Consider the following 15,042-nt stretch of genomic DNA (forward strand, 5'->3'; position numbering starts at 1 on the left):
ATCATCATTACTTCCGGACACATTCTGCTCTGGGCGTAGAGAGGGGGCGGTTGGGAACGTCCACGTCCGGTTAGATGTTGTTCCAAGTGACTGACGCCAGATCCTCGCTTCGGCGGGGGTGACCCGAAAGGCGATACGTGACTGGAGCTCTCGCCCCCGTTAAGCCGCTGACGGCCCTCGACCGCTGCGACCGCTGCGGTGCCCAGGCCTACATTCGCGCGACCCTGCCTGTGGGTGGGGAGCTGCTGTTCTGCGCCCATCATGGGCGTCAGCACATCGCAGCGCTGCGCGAAAAGGGCGCCGACATCCTGGACGAGTCGGCTCGCCTCAGCGAAACCCCAACTGTTGCCCCCAACGACGAGCGCTGACCGGCGCTGGTCGTGATGAGATAACCACATAGCGCGTAACAGCGCGGCGACCCCGGGCGTGCCCGGGGTCGCCGCGCTGCGTTCGCCCGGCCGCCGCTGACCCCTTCCCAGCAGCTACGCCCGTCACCCGGCCGGTGCACCCGCTGCCCGGACCGGCACGCCGGCCACACGGTAGTGATAGCTTCCCGCGATCTCGAACCCTTCGCCCCGGTAGAGGGCCTGTGCTCCCTCGTTCCTGGCGGTGGTGACCAGGTAGGCGGAGCGCGTGCCCGCGTGCCCGACCAGCGCCCGCAGCACCGCGCGCGCCAGCCCTCGCCGGCGGGCGCCGGGCAACGTGGCCATGCAGTAGACCCCCAGCATGTCTTTCTGCGGCACGCCCCTCCCGACGGACAACGCCACACCATCCTCCTCGTACGCCGCATACCAGGCCGGCACTCCGGTGCAGATGCGCTCGGCGTCCTCGACGCCCGCCCCGTAGCGCCCGTCCACGGCCCACCACGTCTCCAGCCAGCCCTGCCACGGCCGATCCTGGATCCTGACCTTGTACGCGGGCGCGTTCCCCGGCGCGCCGGCCATGATCACCGTCGGATCGACCAGGTCGTACCCCCTCCGCTCAAGCTCCTCGTCCAGGCCGGGCGCGGCGTTGAGCCCCAGCGAGAAGACGCAGCGCTGCCCGCGCGTGTCGTAGAACGCCTCCGCGGCCTCGATGGCGCCGCCGAGATCGGCAGGGGCGTGCAGCGGCAGCACGGAGTTGGCCCGCTTGGTCACGCCACCGGCGTAACGCAGCACCCATCCGTCATGTACGCGCTGCTCGTAGGCAGGCCAGGCCTCATGCACCAGCACGTCGAAGTCCATCCGCGCAGCCTAACCACCTCGCCCACCATCCCGACGAACCACCCGGCACCCCCGAAACCACGCCCTCCCACACAAATTCGGCCAACCTCGGCATTCCGCACCCACGACACGTGCCATCCCGACGAACGGCCATCCACGGCCGGCGGGCATTCCCCCAGGGGAGAAGGCACGAACAGGGGACGGAACGAGGGCAGGAGCCAACGGACGAGGTCTCAGGACGGCCCCGCGATCGGACGATGGCCATCGATTCGGCGAAGCGGACGGCCCAGGAGGCGCCGTCGCGGCGCTCAGCCGTCTCCACCTGGTGAGCGTCTCCCTGGACAGAGCCCGGCCCCGGTCGGCGGCTGGGGCCCCACTTGGCCTGCCGTGAAGAATGATGAGCAACCCCTAGGCTGGGGCTGTGCTGATTCTGTTGCCGCCGTCGGAGGGGAAGGCGGCGGAAGGCAGCGGCCCGCCCGTCGGCGAGCTGTCGTTCCCCGCCCTGGACAGATCCCGCAAGCGGGTGATGAGCGCGCTCGTGCGGGCGTCCAGGCGCCGTGACGCCATCGACGTGCTCGGCCTGACGCCAGGCCTGGCGGGAGAGCTGGCCAGGAACGTCGCGCTGAAGACGGCTCCCACGCTGCCCGCCGCCGACCTCTACACCGGCGTGCTCTACGACAACCTCGGGCTGCGCACCTTGGACGGCGAGGCCCGCAGCCGGGCCGAGGAGTCGCTGCTGATCTTCTCCGGCCTCTGGGGTGTGGTGCGGATCACCGACCGGATCCCGCCCTACCGCCTGTCGATGGGCGTCAACCTGCCTCCGCTCGGAGGGCTGGGGGCGTTCTGGCGGCCGCAGGTCTCGAAGGTGCTGGACGGCATCCCGGGGCTGGTGGTGGATCTCCGCTCGGCCACCTACGCGAGCGCCTGGCTGCCTGGGGAGCGTTCGGCGACGGTCCGGGTGTTCAGGGACGGCAAGGTGGTCAGTCACATGGCCAAGGCCACCCGAGGCGAGATCGCCCGAGCCCTCCTGCGGCAGGACACCACGCCCACGAGCCCCGATGAACTGGTCAAGGTGCTCGACGCGCTGGGCTACCGCGTCGAAGCGACAGCGCCCACGCGCGCCGGCTGCTCATGGACCCTCGACGTGCACGTCTCCTAGCCACCACTCCCGGCGCTCGACGTGCACGTCTCGTATCACAGATGCTCGACGTGCACGTCTCGGCAACCGGCCGCTCATGACGCTCGGCCTGCGCGTGTCTCATGACCCCAACGCTGGATGCAGACGCCGCCGCCCCGCTCGGACGGGTCCGGGCGGGGCGGCGGGGTGATGCGGTCGATCAGTCCAGGTAGTCGCGCAGGACCTGGGAGCGTGACGGGTGGCGCAGCTTGGACATGGTCTTCGACTCGATCTGGCGGATGCGCTCACGGGTGACCCCGTAAACCTTGCCGATCTCGTCGAGCGTCTTCGGCTGGCCGTCGGTGAGCCCGAAGCGCATCGAGACGACGCCCGCCTCCCGCTCCGACAACGTGTCGAGAACGGAGTGCAGCTGCTCCTGGAGCAACGTGAAGCTGACGGCGTCGGCCGGGACGATGGCCTCGGAGTCTTCGATGAGGTCACCGAACTCGCTGTCGCCCTCCTCGCCCAGCGGGGTGTGGAGGGAGATGGGCTCGCGGCCGTATTTCTGGACCTCGACGACCTTCTCGGGCGTCATGTCGAGCTCGCGGGCCAGCTCTTCCGGCGTGGGCTCGCGGCCGAGGTCCTGCAGCATCTGCCGCTGGACGCGGGCCAGCTTGTTGATCACTTCGACCATGTGGACCGGGATGCGGATGGTCCGCGCCTGGTCGGCCATGGCACGCGTGATCGCCTGCCGGATCCACCACGTGGCGTAGGTGGAGAACTTGTAGCCCTTGGTGTAGTCGAACTTCTCGACGGCCCTGATCAGGCCCAGGTTGCCTTCCTGGATCAGGTCGAGGAACAACATGCCGCGGCCGGTGTAGCGCTTGGCCAGCGAGACCACGAGCCGGAGGTTGGCCTCCAGCAGGTGGTTCTTCGCACGGCGGCCGTCTTCGGCGATCCACTCGAGCTCGGCTTTGACATCGACGGGGAGCCCTTCGGTCTCGCCGCCGCCGAGCTGCTCCTCGGCGAACAGTCCCGCCTCGATGCGCTTGGCCAGCTCGACCTCCTGCTCGGCGTTGAGCAGGGGGACCTTGCCGATCTGCTTGAGGTAGTCCTTCACCGGGTCGGCGGTGGCGCCGGCGGCGGCGACCTGCGCCACCGGGGCGTCATCGTCGTCGTCGGAGAGGATGAGGACCTCTTCCTCGGTCTTCTCCACGGTGACCTCGGCGGCCTTGGGCTCCTCGGTCTCGTCGTCGCTGTCGGAGTCACCCTCCGACTCGGAGTCGCCCTCGGCGACGATCTCCTCGTCGTCGACTTCGATGTCTTCGAGGTCTTCCAGCTCCACGTCGCCGTCGAGCTCGATGTCCTCGTCGTCTCCGTCGGCGCGCGGGGCCTCGGGTGCCTTGGGCTTGGTCTCGGCAGGCCCAGCGTTCTTCGGCTCGGCCTTCTTGGCGGCGGCAGCGGCCGCGGCCTTCTTCGCCGCCGGAGCGGCCTTCTTGGCAGGGGCCGCCTTCTTGGCGGCCGGCTCGGCTTCAGCGGTGCCCACGACCGCGGTCACGGTCTCGGGCTGCTGCTCTTTGGCGGCCGCCGCCGTCTTGGTCTTGACGGGGGCGGCGGTGCGGCGCTTTGCTGGACCACGAGACTTCTTCGGCGCAGCCGAATCCGCGGCGGTCACCACCACGGTCACGCCCTCTTTGCTGAGGTTCCGCAAGAACGCGGCGGCGTGCGACATGGGGATGTCCGCCTCCTCGAAGGCCTGACGGACATCCTCAGACTCGAGGAAACCCTGCGAGCGCCCACGCTCGAGCAGTCGCTGAATGACGGGCTCGTTCAGCTCTTGTGGCTTCGAGCGAGTCGAACTTGCAGGCGACACGAACACCTCTCGAACGAACGCGTGGCGACAATGGACCCAGATGCCCGCTGGGGGGCTGTTGCCTCTCTCGGAGATCGGTGAGGCCGTGCGGACCGCGACGGACCTGCACAGCATTGTGGCACGACCCCGCACTCCATACGGCCACCTCCCGGCGGTTGACCTCCACCCTAGGCCGACCGAGACAGTAGTGCGTACGTAAGCGGGGCACCGATACCCGAAAGCAACCGTTATGACTGTTTCATTCAGTCACTCTTCGTGGCTGGTGGCACGTGAATTGCTAGCGCGGTAACGTCATCATCTTGTTCATATCCAGACAACATCCGGTCAACCAGGAAGTCCAGCAACATGTGAGGACTACTCACAACTTCAGGCGGCGCTTCGGTCACAACACTGCAAATCTCTGCGAGACCGGCATCCAGCCCGCGCTTCCTGTTCTCCACGAGCCCGTCGGAGTAGAGCACGGCTGTATGGCCGGGCGGCACCACGAACCGGAACTGCCTGCGGCTGGTCGGCCAGCCTAGCGGAGTGCCGGGCTCCGCGTCGCACAGGATCGCCGTGCCCTGGGGCGAAACCAGCACGGGCGGCGGATGTCCGGCCACGGCCAGCGTGCCCTCACCGGTGACGGGCTCGACGACCATGTAGGCCAGGGTCGTGACCTGCTCTTCCTCTTCCGTGGCCTCGAAGACCCGGTCGAGCCCGGTGAGCACGGCCGCGGGCGGCGGATTGGTCAGCGCCAGGGCCCGCATCGCGTTGCGGATGCGGCCCATGCCGGCGGCGGCCTTGACGCCCTTGCCCATGACGTCGCCCACGACCGCCGCGACACGCCCGTCCTGCAGGACGAAGGCGTCGTACCAGTCGCCGCCGACCTGGACGTGGCGGCTGCCCGAACGGAAGCGCTGAGCCAGCACGAGGCCCTTGACCACCGGCAGGCGGTCGGGCAGCAGGCTGCGCTGCAGCGTCTCGGCGGTGCGGTGCTCACGCTCGAACAGCGTGGCCCGCTCGACCGCCAGGGCGCACTGGCCGGCCAGCGCCTCCAGGAAGACGCCGTCCTCCTGGGAGATCTTCTGGGGCCGGGTGAAGGAGAATCGGAGCGCTCCCAAAGCCCGTCCGGCGGCCAGCAGCGGCAACCCCACCCACGCGCGCTCGTCGCTGTTGGCGAGGTAGTTGCCCAGGACGTCCTCGTCGCCGCCCGCCTCCAGCAGCTGGGCCTTCAGCGACTCGGGAGACTCGGCGAAGACCGGCCTGCGGCTGTTGACCGCCATGGTCATCACGCTGGAGCTGGACAGCGGGATCTCCTCGCCGGAGGGACCGGACGCCTCGGGGATGCCCTCGCCGTTGATCAGCTTGAGCGCGGCCCTGTCGGTGTCGAGCAGCGCCACCGCCGAGCGGTCGGCGGCCAGGGCGGTGCGGCCCACGTCGATGATGACCTGGACCACCTGCTCGACCGTCAGCGCCTCCGCGAGCATGGCGGTGGCGCCCTGCAGCCGGGCGGTGCGCAGGGCGGCGGCGCCGAGCTGGTCGGTCAGCCTGCCGCGCATCTCCTCGGCCTCGCGCTGCGGGGTCACGTCGGTGTTGGCGCCGACCCACTCGACGACGCGGCCGTGGCGGATGATCGGCACGGCCCGCACCTCGAAGTGGCGGTAGCCGCTGGCACGGGTGCGCACGCGGTAGTTCCACTCGAACATGGTGCGCCCGCGCAGCGCCTCCCTCCAGGCCTCCTCGGTCTGCTGGCTCTCCTCCGGGTGCACGACGTCCAGCCAGCCGTTGGCGAGATATTCCTCCAGGCCCTGGCCGGTGATGGCGCGCCACTGCGGCGCGTCCTCGACGACCGCGCCCGTGGGCGAGGTGATCCACACCAGCTGCGACTGCGCCTCGACCAGCGAGCGGTAGCGCTCCTCGCTGCGGCGCAGCGCCTCCTCGGTCTGGCGGCTCTCGGTCACGTCGAGCCCGATCAGCGCGATCGCCCGCAGCTCGCCGGCGTCGTCGTGGACCGGCGAGAACGACAACGACCAGTGCCGGGTGTCGCCCTCCGCCGACCGCACGCGCACGCGGCCCTCGGTGACGGGCGCGTCGCTCTCGATGACGGCCTGCACGGCGTGCGTGATGAGCTGGCTCAGGTCGGCGGCCAGCACCTCGACGGGCTGGCGGCCCGCCATGCGCTCCGCGGGCACGCCGACGACGTCGCTGAAGACGTCGTTGACCCGCTGGACACGGCCGTCGGCGTCGAAGAACGCGAAGGCGAACTCCGCCTCCGACAACATGCCCTTGAAGAGGGCGGAGTCTGAGATGTCCACATCCGACTCCCGGGGACGGGGAACGGAGGTCTCGGCGCTCATGGTCCGCACCTCCGTCGCGTGCCAGGGTCTCCCACGCGGCACATCTCCATAATCGTGTATCGGCGTAGCGCAGCTCCGGGCGACCGGATCCTGCAGTACATCATCGGCGATGGGCACGCGCGGACGGAAGCCCCCGCCGGTGCCCGGTCGCCTCTAGGGTCTACGCATCCTGTCAAAGTCGCTCCACTTTGCGCAGCAAGATCAGGTTACCGCGCCCGATTGCCGGGACGCTTGCCCGCCACGGTCATCGGGCCTTGGCCGCGCGCTTGGCCTCTTGCTTGGCGGCGCGCACCCGGCTCAGACTGTCGGCGTCGACCACGTCGGCGACCGATCTGTGTGCACCCTCCTCGCCGTAGAGCCCGGCTGCCTCTCGCCAGCCTGACGGCTGGACCCCCAGCTGCTTTCCCAGCAATGCCAAGAAGATCTGGGCCTTCTGCTTGCCGTATCCCGGAAGGGCGTTCAGTCGTTTGAACAAGTCCTTGCCGTCGGCGGCCTCGGCCCAGATCCGCTCGGGCCTGCCGTCGTAGTGTTCCACCAGGTAGGCCGCCAGCTGCTGGACGCGGCCCGCCATCGCCTTGGGATAGCGGTGCACGGCCGGCGGCTGGGCCAGCAGCGCGGCGAACTCCTCCGGGTCGTAGGAGGCGAGCTCCTCGGCGGCGAGGTCGTGACCCAGCCGCTGCGAGATGGTGTGAGGCCCCGTGAACGCCCACTCCATGGGGATCTGCTGGTCGAGCAGCATGCCGACGAGCAGGGCGAGCGGGCTGCGGCCGAGGAGCTCGTCTGCCTCGCTCCGCTGGGCGAGCTGGATGCGCATGGAGACAGCTTCGCATGAAAGGGCACCGGGTGAAGTGAACACAGGCGTCGTGGAGGCTTGACACCCGTCCGAGAAAGGGTGGAATGAGAGCGCAAGTCGCCCTGCAGACGTTCCTAGGGGTTTGCCCTTAGGTCTCCAGAGGAATCTCACTCCTATGCTCGCTCTGGCCACACGGTTCCTGCGCGAACCGGTCAGTCTCAGGCTGGCCGAAGAGTTCCTGACCGTACCCGTGGACACGATCGACCGCTGCGTGGCGGACGTGTGCGCGTGTGCGCAGCATCTGGGCGTCACCGCGACCCCGGAGATCGTCGAACGCATCGCCCGCGAGCACCTGCTCGCGATCGTGAACTCCGCGCCTCCGCCGCGGAGCTCCCGTTGACGTGACGTCGCGAGCGTCCCGCGGCGTGTTCCCGCAGGACGCCGGACGCGGGTCACGGCTGATCCTGTCGATAACATCGGGGTCACCGGGCCGTGTTCTCCGCACCGTTCGTGCCCGGAATACGAGAGAGTGAGGGCGTGCGCCGACACCGACGAGATCCCCGGGAGAGCACTCCGCCCGACGACGTGTTCAAGGAGATGGTGCAGGCGGCTCGAGAGCTGCTCGCCGTACGCACTCCTCTGGACGCGGAGTTGATGGTCTCCGACATGATCGGGGCGTGGTGGGGCCGGCGGGTCCGGGGCGGCGACGTGGAGCAGGTCCTCGGCGAGGGGCTGGTCGACTACGCGGCCAAGGCCGGCACGCCGGCCTCGTTGACCCTGCTGATGTGCCTGGCCTACCTGGGCACGGCCCGCCAGGGCGCCAAGGCCGAGGGCGCGGCGCTCGCGATGATGGAGTCGGGGGTGGCCAGGCCGGGCTGGGCCGACCGGGTGGGCGCGGTGAAACCGGCCGGCTGCTACGTCTCCCGAGACGCCTACGGCGACCAGGACACGGTGATCTGCACGTTCTCCTACCGGTGGAACGACGGCGAGCCCCCCGCCGACCGCCACGCGCTCGTCATGGTCGTCGACTACAACATGAGCGGCATGACCCGCGACGCCTGGGTCTCCTCCCAGGTCGACAAGCTGCTCGAGCAGGCCAGGGCCGAGGCGGCGGGCAACCCGATGCTGCTGTTCGAGGAGATCCAGCCGGAGCAGGCCAGGGCGCTGCTCGAGTCGGCGATGAAGGCCACGAAGGAGCCCAAGACCCCGCCGCCGGTGAGCGACAGCTACAGCGCCTACCACGCGTTCGCCAGGGCCAGGCTGAAGGCGCTGCCGCCCGGGCGCAAGCGGCCGGCGCCGCTGCACATCGAGGCCCCCTACAGCAAGGAGCGGCGGGCCATGCTGGCGGCGGAGTTCCTGGCCTCCGACGCGGCCGAGCACCTGTCCGACCCCTCGGCCGCGTCCCGCTGCGCCGACCACATCATCGACTACGGCTGCGAGCAGGACTTCAACCGGCCGCTGCGGGTCAGCCCCACCAAGTGCGAGACGTTCCTGCTCGACTGGCTGCCGCGCAAGGTGATGCTGAGCGTGGCCGAGCAGGAGGCGATGCCGCACGTGCTGGCCGCGTGGGTGCGCTTCGCCGCCCACCGCACGGGGCTGCCCGAGCAAGGGCTGAAGGCCACGCTCGACGCGGTGTGGGAGGCCATCGGCAAGTTCCCCGAGGCCTACCGGGATCCGACCTCGTTCGGCCTCGACCGGCCGCTGCTGGAGCGTCTGCTGCCGGACGGCGACCTGTCGGCCCTGGCCAGGCGGGTCTTCGCCTTTCCCTTCCTGCAGGGCACGCACAACGGCGTCGACCTCGACCACCTCAACCCCGCCGACGAGGCCGACCGTCGCACGCTGCTCGAGATCGACCACGGCGGCGTGATCGACCAGGAGCACCTGGCCTGGCACGAGGAGATCGCCACTCGGCTGTGGGAGGGCGACCCGCCGCAGTTGTGGGAGGCCGCGCAGCGCCTGCTCGATCTCGGGCACGACCGCCACGACGTGCTCCACGTGCTGATCGAGATCGCCGAGCGGATCGGCGACGACCCGGAGGAGCTCGCCGCGGCTCTCGACGACATCGCCGACATTCCCGACGGGATCTAGCACGCCATAGAATTTCGTTCTATGGCGATGTACAGCCGCGTCGGCGAAGGCCGTTACCGCGCGTCCGAGCACACCCAGGGCCCGTGGGATCCCGGCTCGCAGCACATGGGTCCCGTCACCGCCCTGCTCGTGCACGAGCTGGCCCGCACGGCGCCGCGGCCCGGCCTCCAGCTGTCCAGGCTGGTCGTCGACGTGTTCGCGCCCGTGCCCGTGGCCGAGTTGCGGGTCGAGACCGACGTCGCCCGTGACGGCAAGCGTGTGCAGTGCCTGTCTGCGAGCGTCCACTCCGGCGGCCGCGAGTTCGCCAGGGCGAGTGCCTGGCGCATCCGCGAGGCCGGCACACCCGCCACCCCGGCGCAGAAGCCGCCCGCGCCGGTCCCGCCCCGTTCCGAGGAGCACGCGCGCTCGTGGCTGGGCTCCGGCTTCGGGTACGGCAGGGCGCTCGACTGGCGTTTCGTCACCGGCAGCCCCATGGCGCCCGGCCCCGCCACGGTCTGGGGCAGGCTCGGCATGCCGCTGGTCGAGGGCGAGGAGATCACCCCGCTGGAGCGCCTGGCGGTGTTCGCCGACAGCGGCAACGGCGTCAGCCTCGCCGTCGACTTCGCCACGCACCTCTTCGTGAACGTGGACCTGACGATCTCCTTGTTCCGGTCGCCCGAAACGGAGTGGATCTGTATGGAGGCGGCGACCGTGCTCGGCCCGGCCGGCCGCGGGCTGACCCGTTCGACCCTGTATGACGAGAATGGCGAGGTGGGGACGGCCACTCAGACTCTGTTCGTCGCACCGCGCCGGCCGTGAAGCGCCATGATGGTGCCATGGTGATCGACCTCAACGCGGATCTCGGCGAGGGCTACGGCATCTGGCGGCTCGGCGACGACACGGCGCTGCTCGACATCGTCACGAGCGCCAACGTCGCCTGCGGTTTCCACGCCGGCGACCCGGTGACGATCCGGCGCACGTGCGCGGCGGCCGTCGACCGCGGCGTGGCGATCGGGGCGCAGGTGTCCTACCGCGACCTTGCGCATTTCGGGCGCAGGGAGATGGAGCTCGAGCCGGAGGAGCTCTGCGCCGAAGTGCTCTACCAGGTCGCGGCCGTCGACGGCATCGCCAGGGCGATGGGCGGCCGGGTGTCCTACGTCAAGCCCCACGGCGCCCTCTACAACCGGATCTGCCGCGACAAGGTGCAGGCGGGAGCGGTGATCGACGCGGTCGCCGACTACGATCCCTCGCTGCCGGTGCTCACGCTGCCCGGCTCGGTCGTGCACGAGGCGGCGGCCGCCGCCGGCGTGCCGACGGTGAACGAGGCGTTCGCCGACCGCGCCTACACCCCCGCCGGGATGCTGGTCTCGCGCAGGGAGCCGGGCGCGGTCATCCACGACGTCGCCGTGGTGGCGGCCCGTGCCCGCCAGATGGCCGTGGAGGGCTCCGTGACGGCCTCCGACGGGAGTTCCGTCCCGCTGACCGCCCGTTCCATCTGCGTCCATGGAGACACGCCTGACGCGGTCGCGCTGGCGCAGGGGGTCCGCGACGCGCTGCTGGCGGCCGGGGTCGTCCTGCAGGCGTTCACGTGATCCGCAGGGCCGGGGAGCACGGGCTGCTCGTCGAGACGGGCTCGCTCGAGCTGTCGCACCGGCTGGACGCGGCGCTGCGGGCGGACCGGCCCGCCGGCGTGGCGGAGATCGTGCCGGGGCCCGCGACCGTGCTCGTGGTGGCGCCCGGGGCGGATCAGGCGTGGTTGCGCGACCGGCTGGCGGCGCTCGTCGCCGACGAGCGCGGCAGGGCCGGCGCCGGGTCGGCCGAGGGGCCCGTCGTGACGATTCCCGTGACCTATGACGGCGCGGATCTCGATTCGGTGGCGGCGCTGGCCGGCATCTCCGCGGACGAGGTCATCGCCCGGCATTCCGGGCGCGAGCTGGTCGTGGGGTGGCTGGGGTTCGCCCCGGGGTTCGCCTACCTCACCGGGCTCGATCCGGTGCTGGAGTCGCCCAGGCTCGACACGCCGCGCACGTCGGTGCCCGCCGGGTCCGTGGCGATCGCGGGCCCCTACTCCGCGGTCTATCCGACCGCCTCGCCCGGCGGGTGGCGGCTGCTCGGGCGCACGTCCGTGCGGGTGTGGGACGTCACGGCCGACCCTCCGTCGCTGTTCAGGCCGGGCATGCGCGTGCGGTTCGTACGCGAGGGAGCGCCGCCGTCATGAAAGGCGGGCTACCAGGGCTGCTGAGGAAGAGGGTGGCAGATGGCGACCGAGCCCGCCGGACGGAGTGAGGCCACGGGCACGTGATGATCGAGGTGCTGGCGCCCGGTCCGTACGCGACCGTGCAGGATCTCGGGCGGCCCGGCTACGCCCACCTCGGCGTGCCCCGTTCGGGGGCGGCCGACGCGCCGAGCCTGCGGCTGGCCAACCGGCTCGTGGGCAACGCGGAAGGGCTGGCGGGGATCGAGCTGACGTTCGGCGGGGCCTGGTTGCGCTTCCACGACGGCGGGTGGGCGGCGCTGACCGGCGCCCCGGTGGCGGTGGCGGTCGCCCCCGGCGGGGAGAGCACGGGTCCGCTCGAGGCCGCCAGGAAGGCGGGCGCGCGGGCAGGCATGGGTGTGCCGTTCTGGGTGCCCGCGGGGGCGGAGCTGCGTCTGGGGACGCCTGCCTGGGGGTTGCGCACCTACCTGGCCGTGCGCGGAGGGATCGCGGCCGAACCGGTGCTCGGCAGCCGGTCCACCGACTCGCTGTCGGGGCTCGGCCCCGAGCCGCTGCGGGCGGGCGCGCTGCTGCCGGTCGGCCCGCCGCGGGGTGACACCGCGACGGGCACCGCGGCGGGCACCGCGACGGGCACCGTGACCGGTATCGTCGCCGACCTCGCCCCCCTGCCGGGGCCCCGGCCCGCCGTGCTGCGCGTCCTGCCGGGGCCGCGCGACGACTGGTTCACGCCGGACGCGGCGGAGGCGCTGGGCGCGGGGCCGTACGTGGTGAGCCAGGACAGCAACCGCGTCGGCGTGCGCCTGAGCGGGCCCGAGCTGGTGCGGGCCAAGGAGGGGGAGCTGCCGAGCGAGGGAATGGTGGCCGGGGCCGTGCAGGTGCCTCCGAGCGGGCAGCCGATCGTCTTCCTCGCCGACCATCCACCGACGGGTGGCTACCCGGTGATCGCCGTCGTGACGGCCGCGGACCTGCCGGTGGCCGCGCAGCTGAGGCCGGGTGACGAGGTCAGGTTCACAGGACGACCCGCCCGCTGACGCAGGTGACGACCGAGCCGCCCACCCAGACCTCGCCCTGCTCGCCGGTGGAGACGTGCACGCGTCCCGCTCGCCCGAGCGCGGTGCCCTGGCTGGCCACGTACGGCGCCGTGGCCCGGCCGGTCCGGAGCAGCCACTGTGCCAGCGACGCGTTCAGGCTGCCCGTCACGGGGTCCTCGACGAAGGCGTCCTGTGCGGGGGTGAAGGCCCGGACCTCGAAGGCGCACGGCGAGCCCTCCGGGTACGGTCCCACCACGCCCACGTCGTGCGGGACCGGTCCGGGGCTGAGCGCGAGCACCGCGTCGGCGTCGGCGAGCAGCACCGCCACCCAGCCGGGGCCGTTGTCGGCCCACTCGACGTCGACCATGTCGTCCCGCGAGATCCGCAGGGTCTCGGCGATCCGCTCGACGAGCTCGTCCTCGACGGGTCCCGAGCGCAGCAGCGGCGGCGCCTGGAACGCGAGCCCGGCGTCCGTCCCGCGCAACCGGATGAGCCCGGCCGCGCACTCCTGCGTGATCTCGCCGCCCTCGCGCGGCACTCCCCCGGCCTCGAGCCAGGCGTGGCAGGTGCCCAGCGTCGGGTGCCCGGCGAAGGGCAGTTCCCTGTCCGGGGTGAAGATCCGCACCCGGTAGTCGGCCTCCGGCGTGGCCGGCGGCAGCAGGAACGTGGTCTCCGACAGGTTGGTCCACGCGGCGAACCGCTGCATCTCCTCGGTGCTCAGGCCTTCGCCGTCGAGCACCACGGCCAGCGGGTTGCCGCGATAGGGGACGGCGGTGAAGACGTCCACCTGGCTGAATGCGCGCGTCACATGACGGAGTCTTGCAGGAGAGGGCTTTCCCCGTCGCCGTGCCACCCCCAGACTGGTCGGTGTGGCGGATTTCGATGTGGTGGTCCTGGGTTCCGGTCCGGGCGGGCAGAAGGCCGCGATCGCGGCGGCGAAACTAGGCAAGAACGTAGCGATAGTCGAGAAGCGGCACATGATCGGCGGCGTGTGCATCAACACCGGCACGATCCCGTCGAAGACCCTGCGCGAGGCCGTGCTCTATCTCACGGGCCTCAACCAGCGGGAGTTGTACGGCGCCAGCTACCGCGTCAAGGAAGAGATCACCGTAGCCGACCTCGGCATGCGCACGCAGCACGTGATCGGCAGGGAGATCCAGGTCATCCGCAGCCAGCTGGCCCGTAACAAGGTGGCGGTGCTGCAGGGCACGGGCCGGTTCCTGGACGCGCACACGATCGGCGTCGTCCACGAGGAGGGCAAGGAGACGAAGGTCACCGCCGAGAAGATCGTGATCGCCACGGGCACGTCGCCGGCGCGGCCGGCGAGCGTCGAGTTCGACGACAGGACGGTCATCGACTCCGACGCCATCCTGCACCTCGACCGCGTGCCGGAGACGCTCGTCGTGGTGGGCGCCGGGGTGATCGGCATCGAGTACGCCTCCATGTTCGCCGCGCTCGGCACGAAGGTGACGGTGATCGAGCGGCGCGAGCGCATGCTGGAGTTCTGCGACCTGGAGATCGTGGAGGCGCTGAAATACCATCTGCGCGACCTGGCGGTGACTTTCAGGTTCGGCGAGAACGTCGCCGCCGTCGAACGCCGCCCCGGCGGTGCGCTGACCCTGCTGGAGAGCGGCAAGAAGATCCCGGCCGACTGCGTCATGTATTCTGCGGGCCGGCAGGGCAAGACGGCCGAGCTGTGCCTGGAGGCCGCGGGCCTGGCCGCCGACGACCGCGGCCGGATCTCCGTGGACGGCGACTACGCCACTGAGGTGCCGCACATCTACGCGGTCGGCGACGTGATCGGTTTCCCCGCGCTGGCGGCCACGTCCATGGAGCAGGGCCGGCTGGCCGCCCAGCACGCGTGCGGCGAGCCGGTCGGCGACATGGACGACCTGCCGCCCATCGGGATCTACACGATTCCGGAGATCAGCTTCGTCGGGAGGTCGGAGGACGAGCTGACGCGCGACAAGGTGCCGTTCGAGGTGGGCATCTCCCGCTACCGCGAGCTGGCCAGGGGCCAGATCATCGGCGACTCGTACGGCATGCTCAAGCTGCTCGTGTCGCCGGAGGACCGGCGGCTGCTCGGCGTGCACGTGTTCGGCACGGGGGCGACGGAGCTGGTGCACATCGGGCAGACGGTCATGGGCTGCGGCGGCACGGTCGACTACCTGGTCAACGCCGTGTTCAACTATCCGACGCTGGCCGAGTCGTACAAAGTGGCGGCGCTGGACGCGATGAACAAGATGCGGGTGGTGGCCCGGCTGACGGCGGGGATGTGAGCCGGGATGCTCCTATTGATGTCAAGCACTGGGTTCATGATCAGTTCTGGTGATGACCCGATAGAGCTCGCGGGCGATGTAGCGCTTGAGGCAGCGGATGATCTCTTTCTTGGACAGGCCGTCTTGGGT

14 protein-coding genes are annotated in these 15,042 nt (G+C 70.7%); 9 read left to right on the plus strand and 5 right to left on the minus strand.

All coding sequences use genetic code 11. The features are described from left to right. Positions 1-137: 137 nt before the first annotated feature. The gene (locus tag ABGB14_RS28980) at positions 138-368 is read left to right on the plus strand and encodes a hypothetical protein (RefSeq protein ID WP_132342023.1); all 231 of its coding nucleotides are present in this window, start codon (positions 138-140) and stop codon (positions 366-368) included. A gap of 123 nt (positions 369-491) precedes the next feature. Here the strand turns inward: ABGB14_RS28980 and ABGB14_RS28985 are convergent, their stop codons facing one another. Then, complete coding sequence (locus ABGB14_RS28985; protein WP_347646981.1) at positions 492-1,223, minus strand: GNAT family N-acetyltransferase; 732 nt, start codon at positions 1,221-1,223, stop codon at positions 492-494. Between the two features lie 400 nt (positions 1,224-1,623). Between ABGB14_RS28985 and ABGB14_RS28990 the strand changes: the two genes are divergently transcribed. After that, a complete protein-coding gene (locus ABGB14_RS28990; RefSeq protein ID WP_347646982.1) occupies positions 1,624-2,361 on the plus strand; it encodes a peroxide stress protein YaaA in 738 nt (245 codons plus the stop codon). Between the two features lie 178 nt (positions 2,362-2,539). Here ABGB14_RS28990 and ABGB14_RS28995 read toward each other — a convergent pair whose 3' ends face one another. From ABGB14_RS28995 to ABGB14_RS29005, 3 genes are all read right to left on the minus strand, one after another. Next, positions 2,540-4,192 (minus strand): RNA polymerase sigma factor, encoded by a 1,653-nt coding sequence (locus ABGB14_RS28995; RefSeq protein ID WP_347646983.1) that lies wholly within the window; start codon positions 4,190-4,192, stop codon positions 2,540-2,542. 242 nt (positions 4,193-4,434) lie between these two features. Continuing rightward, on the minus strand, positions 4,435-6,528 hold the full coding sequence (locus ABGB14_RS29000; protein WP_347646984.1) for a SpoIIE family protein phosphatase: 2,094 nt from the start codon (positions 6,526-6,528) through the stop codon (positions 4,435-4,437). Positions 6,529-6,772: 244 nt separating this feature from the next. Beyond that, positions 6,773-7,342, minus strand: a complete 570-nt coding sequence (locus ABGB14_RS29005) for an HhH-GPD-type base excision DNA repair protein (protein WP_347646985.1) — start codon at positions 7,340-7,342, stop codon at positions 6,773-6,775. Positions 7,343-7,496: 154 nt separating this feature from the next. Between ABGB14_RS29005 and ABGB14_RS29010 the strand changes: the two genes are divergently transcribed. The 6 genes from ABGB14_RS29010 (at position 7,497) to ABGB14_RS29035 (ending at position 12,634) form a co-directional block, all read left to right on the plus strand. After that, the gene (locus tag ABGB14_RS29010) at positions 7,497-7,721 is read left to right on the plus strand and encodes a hypothetical protein (protein ID WP_132597337.1); all 225 of its coding nucleotides are present in this window, start codon (positions 7,497-7,499) and stop codon (positions 7,719-7,721) included. 197 nt (positions 7,722-7,918) lie between these two features. Next, on the plus strand, positions 7,919-9,409 hold the full coding sequence (locus ABGB14_RS29015; protein ID WP_347646999.1) for a hypothetical protein: 1,491 nt from the start codon (positions 7,919-7,921) through the stop codon (positions 9,407-9,409). Positions 9,410-9,430: 21 nt separating this feature from the next. Next, complete coding sequence (locus tag ABGB14_RS29020) at positions 9,431-10,207, plus strand: thioesterase family protein (protein WP_347646986.1); 777 nt, start codon at positions 9,431-9,433, stop codon at positions 10,205-10,207. A 17-nt stretch (positions 10,208-10,224) separates the two neighbouring features. Further along, a complete protein-coding gene (locus tag ABGB14_RS29025; protein ID WP_347646987.1) occupies positions 10,225-10,980 on the plus strand; it encodes a 5-oxoprolinase subunit PxpA in 756 nt (251 codons plus the stop codon). Further along, a complete protein-coding gene (locus tag ABGB14_RS29030; RefSeq protein ID WP_347646988.1) occupies positions 10,977-11,606 on the plus strand; it encodes an allophanate hydrolase subunit 1 in 630 nt (209 codons plus the stop codon). The genes ABGB14_RS29025 and ABGB14_RS29030 overlap by 4 nt, the downstream gene beginning before the upstream one ends. An 83-nt stretch (positions 11,607-11,689) precedes the next feature. Further along, positions 11,690-12,634 carry a biotin-dependent carboxyltransferase family protein gene (locus ABGB14_RS29035; RefSeq protein ID WP_347647000.1) on the plus strand — a complete coding sequence of 315 codons (945 nt, stop codon included), beginning with the start codon at positions 11,690-11,692 and terminating at the stop codon, positions 12,632-12,634. On the opposite strand, the gene ABGB14_RS29040 is transcribed toward ABGB14_RS29035, so the two are convergent. Beyond that, positions 12,612-13,442 carry a PhzF family phenazine biosynthesis protein gene (locus ABGB14_RS29040; protein ID WP_347646989.1) on the minus strand — a complete coding sequence of 277 codons (831 nt, stop codon included), beginning with the start codon at positions 13,440-13,442 and terminating at the stop codon, positions 12,612-12,614. The two genes, ABGB14_RS29035 and ABGB14_RS29040, sit on opposite strands and share 23 nt — an antisense overlap. 61 nt (positions 13,443-13,503) lie before the next feature. Between ABGB14_RS29040 and sthA the strand changes: the two genes are divergently transcribed. Next, positions 13,504-14,913, plus strand: a complete 1,410-nt coding sequence (sthA, locus tag ABGB14_RS29045; RefSeq protein WP_347646990.1) for a Si-specific NAD(P)(+) transhydrogenase — start codon at positions 13,504-13,506, stop codon at positions 14,911-14,913. Positions 14,914-15,042 lie beyond the last annotated feature (129 nt).

It is taken from the genome of Nonomuraea sp. B10E15 (assembly GCF_039871615.1).
Lineage (GTDB): Bacteria > Actinomycetota > Actinomycetes > Streptosporangiales > Streptosporangiaceae > Nonomuraea.

Bases quoted from the DNA above. Each gene is read 5' to 3' on its own strand.
- ABGB14_RS28985 (WP_347646981.1), bottom strand. From the start codon at position 1,223: ATGGACTTCGACGTGCTGGTGCATGAGGCCTGGCCTGCCTACGAGCAG.
- ABGB14_RS29000 (WP_347646984.1), bottom strand. From the start codon at position 6,528: ATGAGCGCCGAGACCTCCGTTCCCCGTCCCCGGGAGTCGGATGTGGAC.
- ABGB14_RS29005 (WP_347646985.1), bottom strand. From the start codon at position 7,342: ATGCGCATCCAGCTCGCCCAGCGGAGCGAGGCAGACGAGCTCCTCGGC.
- ABGB14_RS29010 (WP_132597337.1), top strand. From the start codon at position 7,497: ATGCTCGCTCTGGCCACACGGTTCCTGCGCGAACCGGTCAGTCTCAGG.
- ABGB14_RS29015 (WP_347646999.1), top strand. From the start codon at position 7,919: ATGGTGCAGGCGGCTCGAGAGCTGCTCGCCGTACGCACTCCTCTGGAC.
- ABGB14_RS29020 (WP_347646986.1), top strand. From the start codon at position 9,431: ATGGCGATGTACAGCCGCGTCGGCGAAGGCCGTTACCGCGCGTCCGAG.
- ABGB14_RS29025 (WP_347646987.1), top strand. From the start codon at position 10,225: ATGGTGATCGACCTCAACGCGGATCTCGGCGAGGGCTACGGCATCTGG.
- ABGB14_RS29035 (WP_347647000.1), top strand. From the start codon at position 11,690: ATGATCGAGGTGCTGGCGCCCGGTCCGTACGCGACCGTGCAGGATCTC.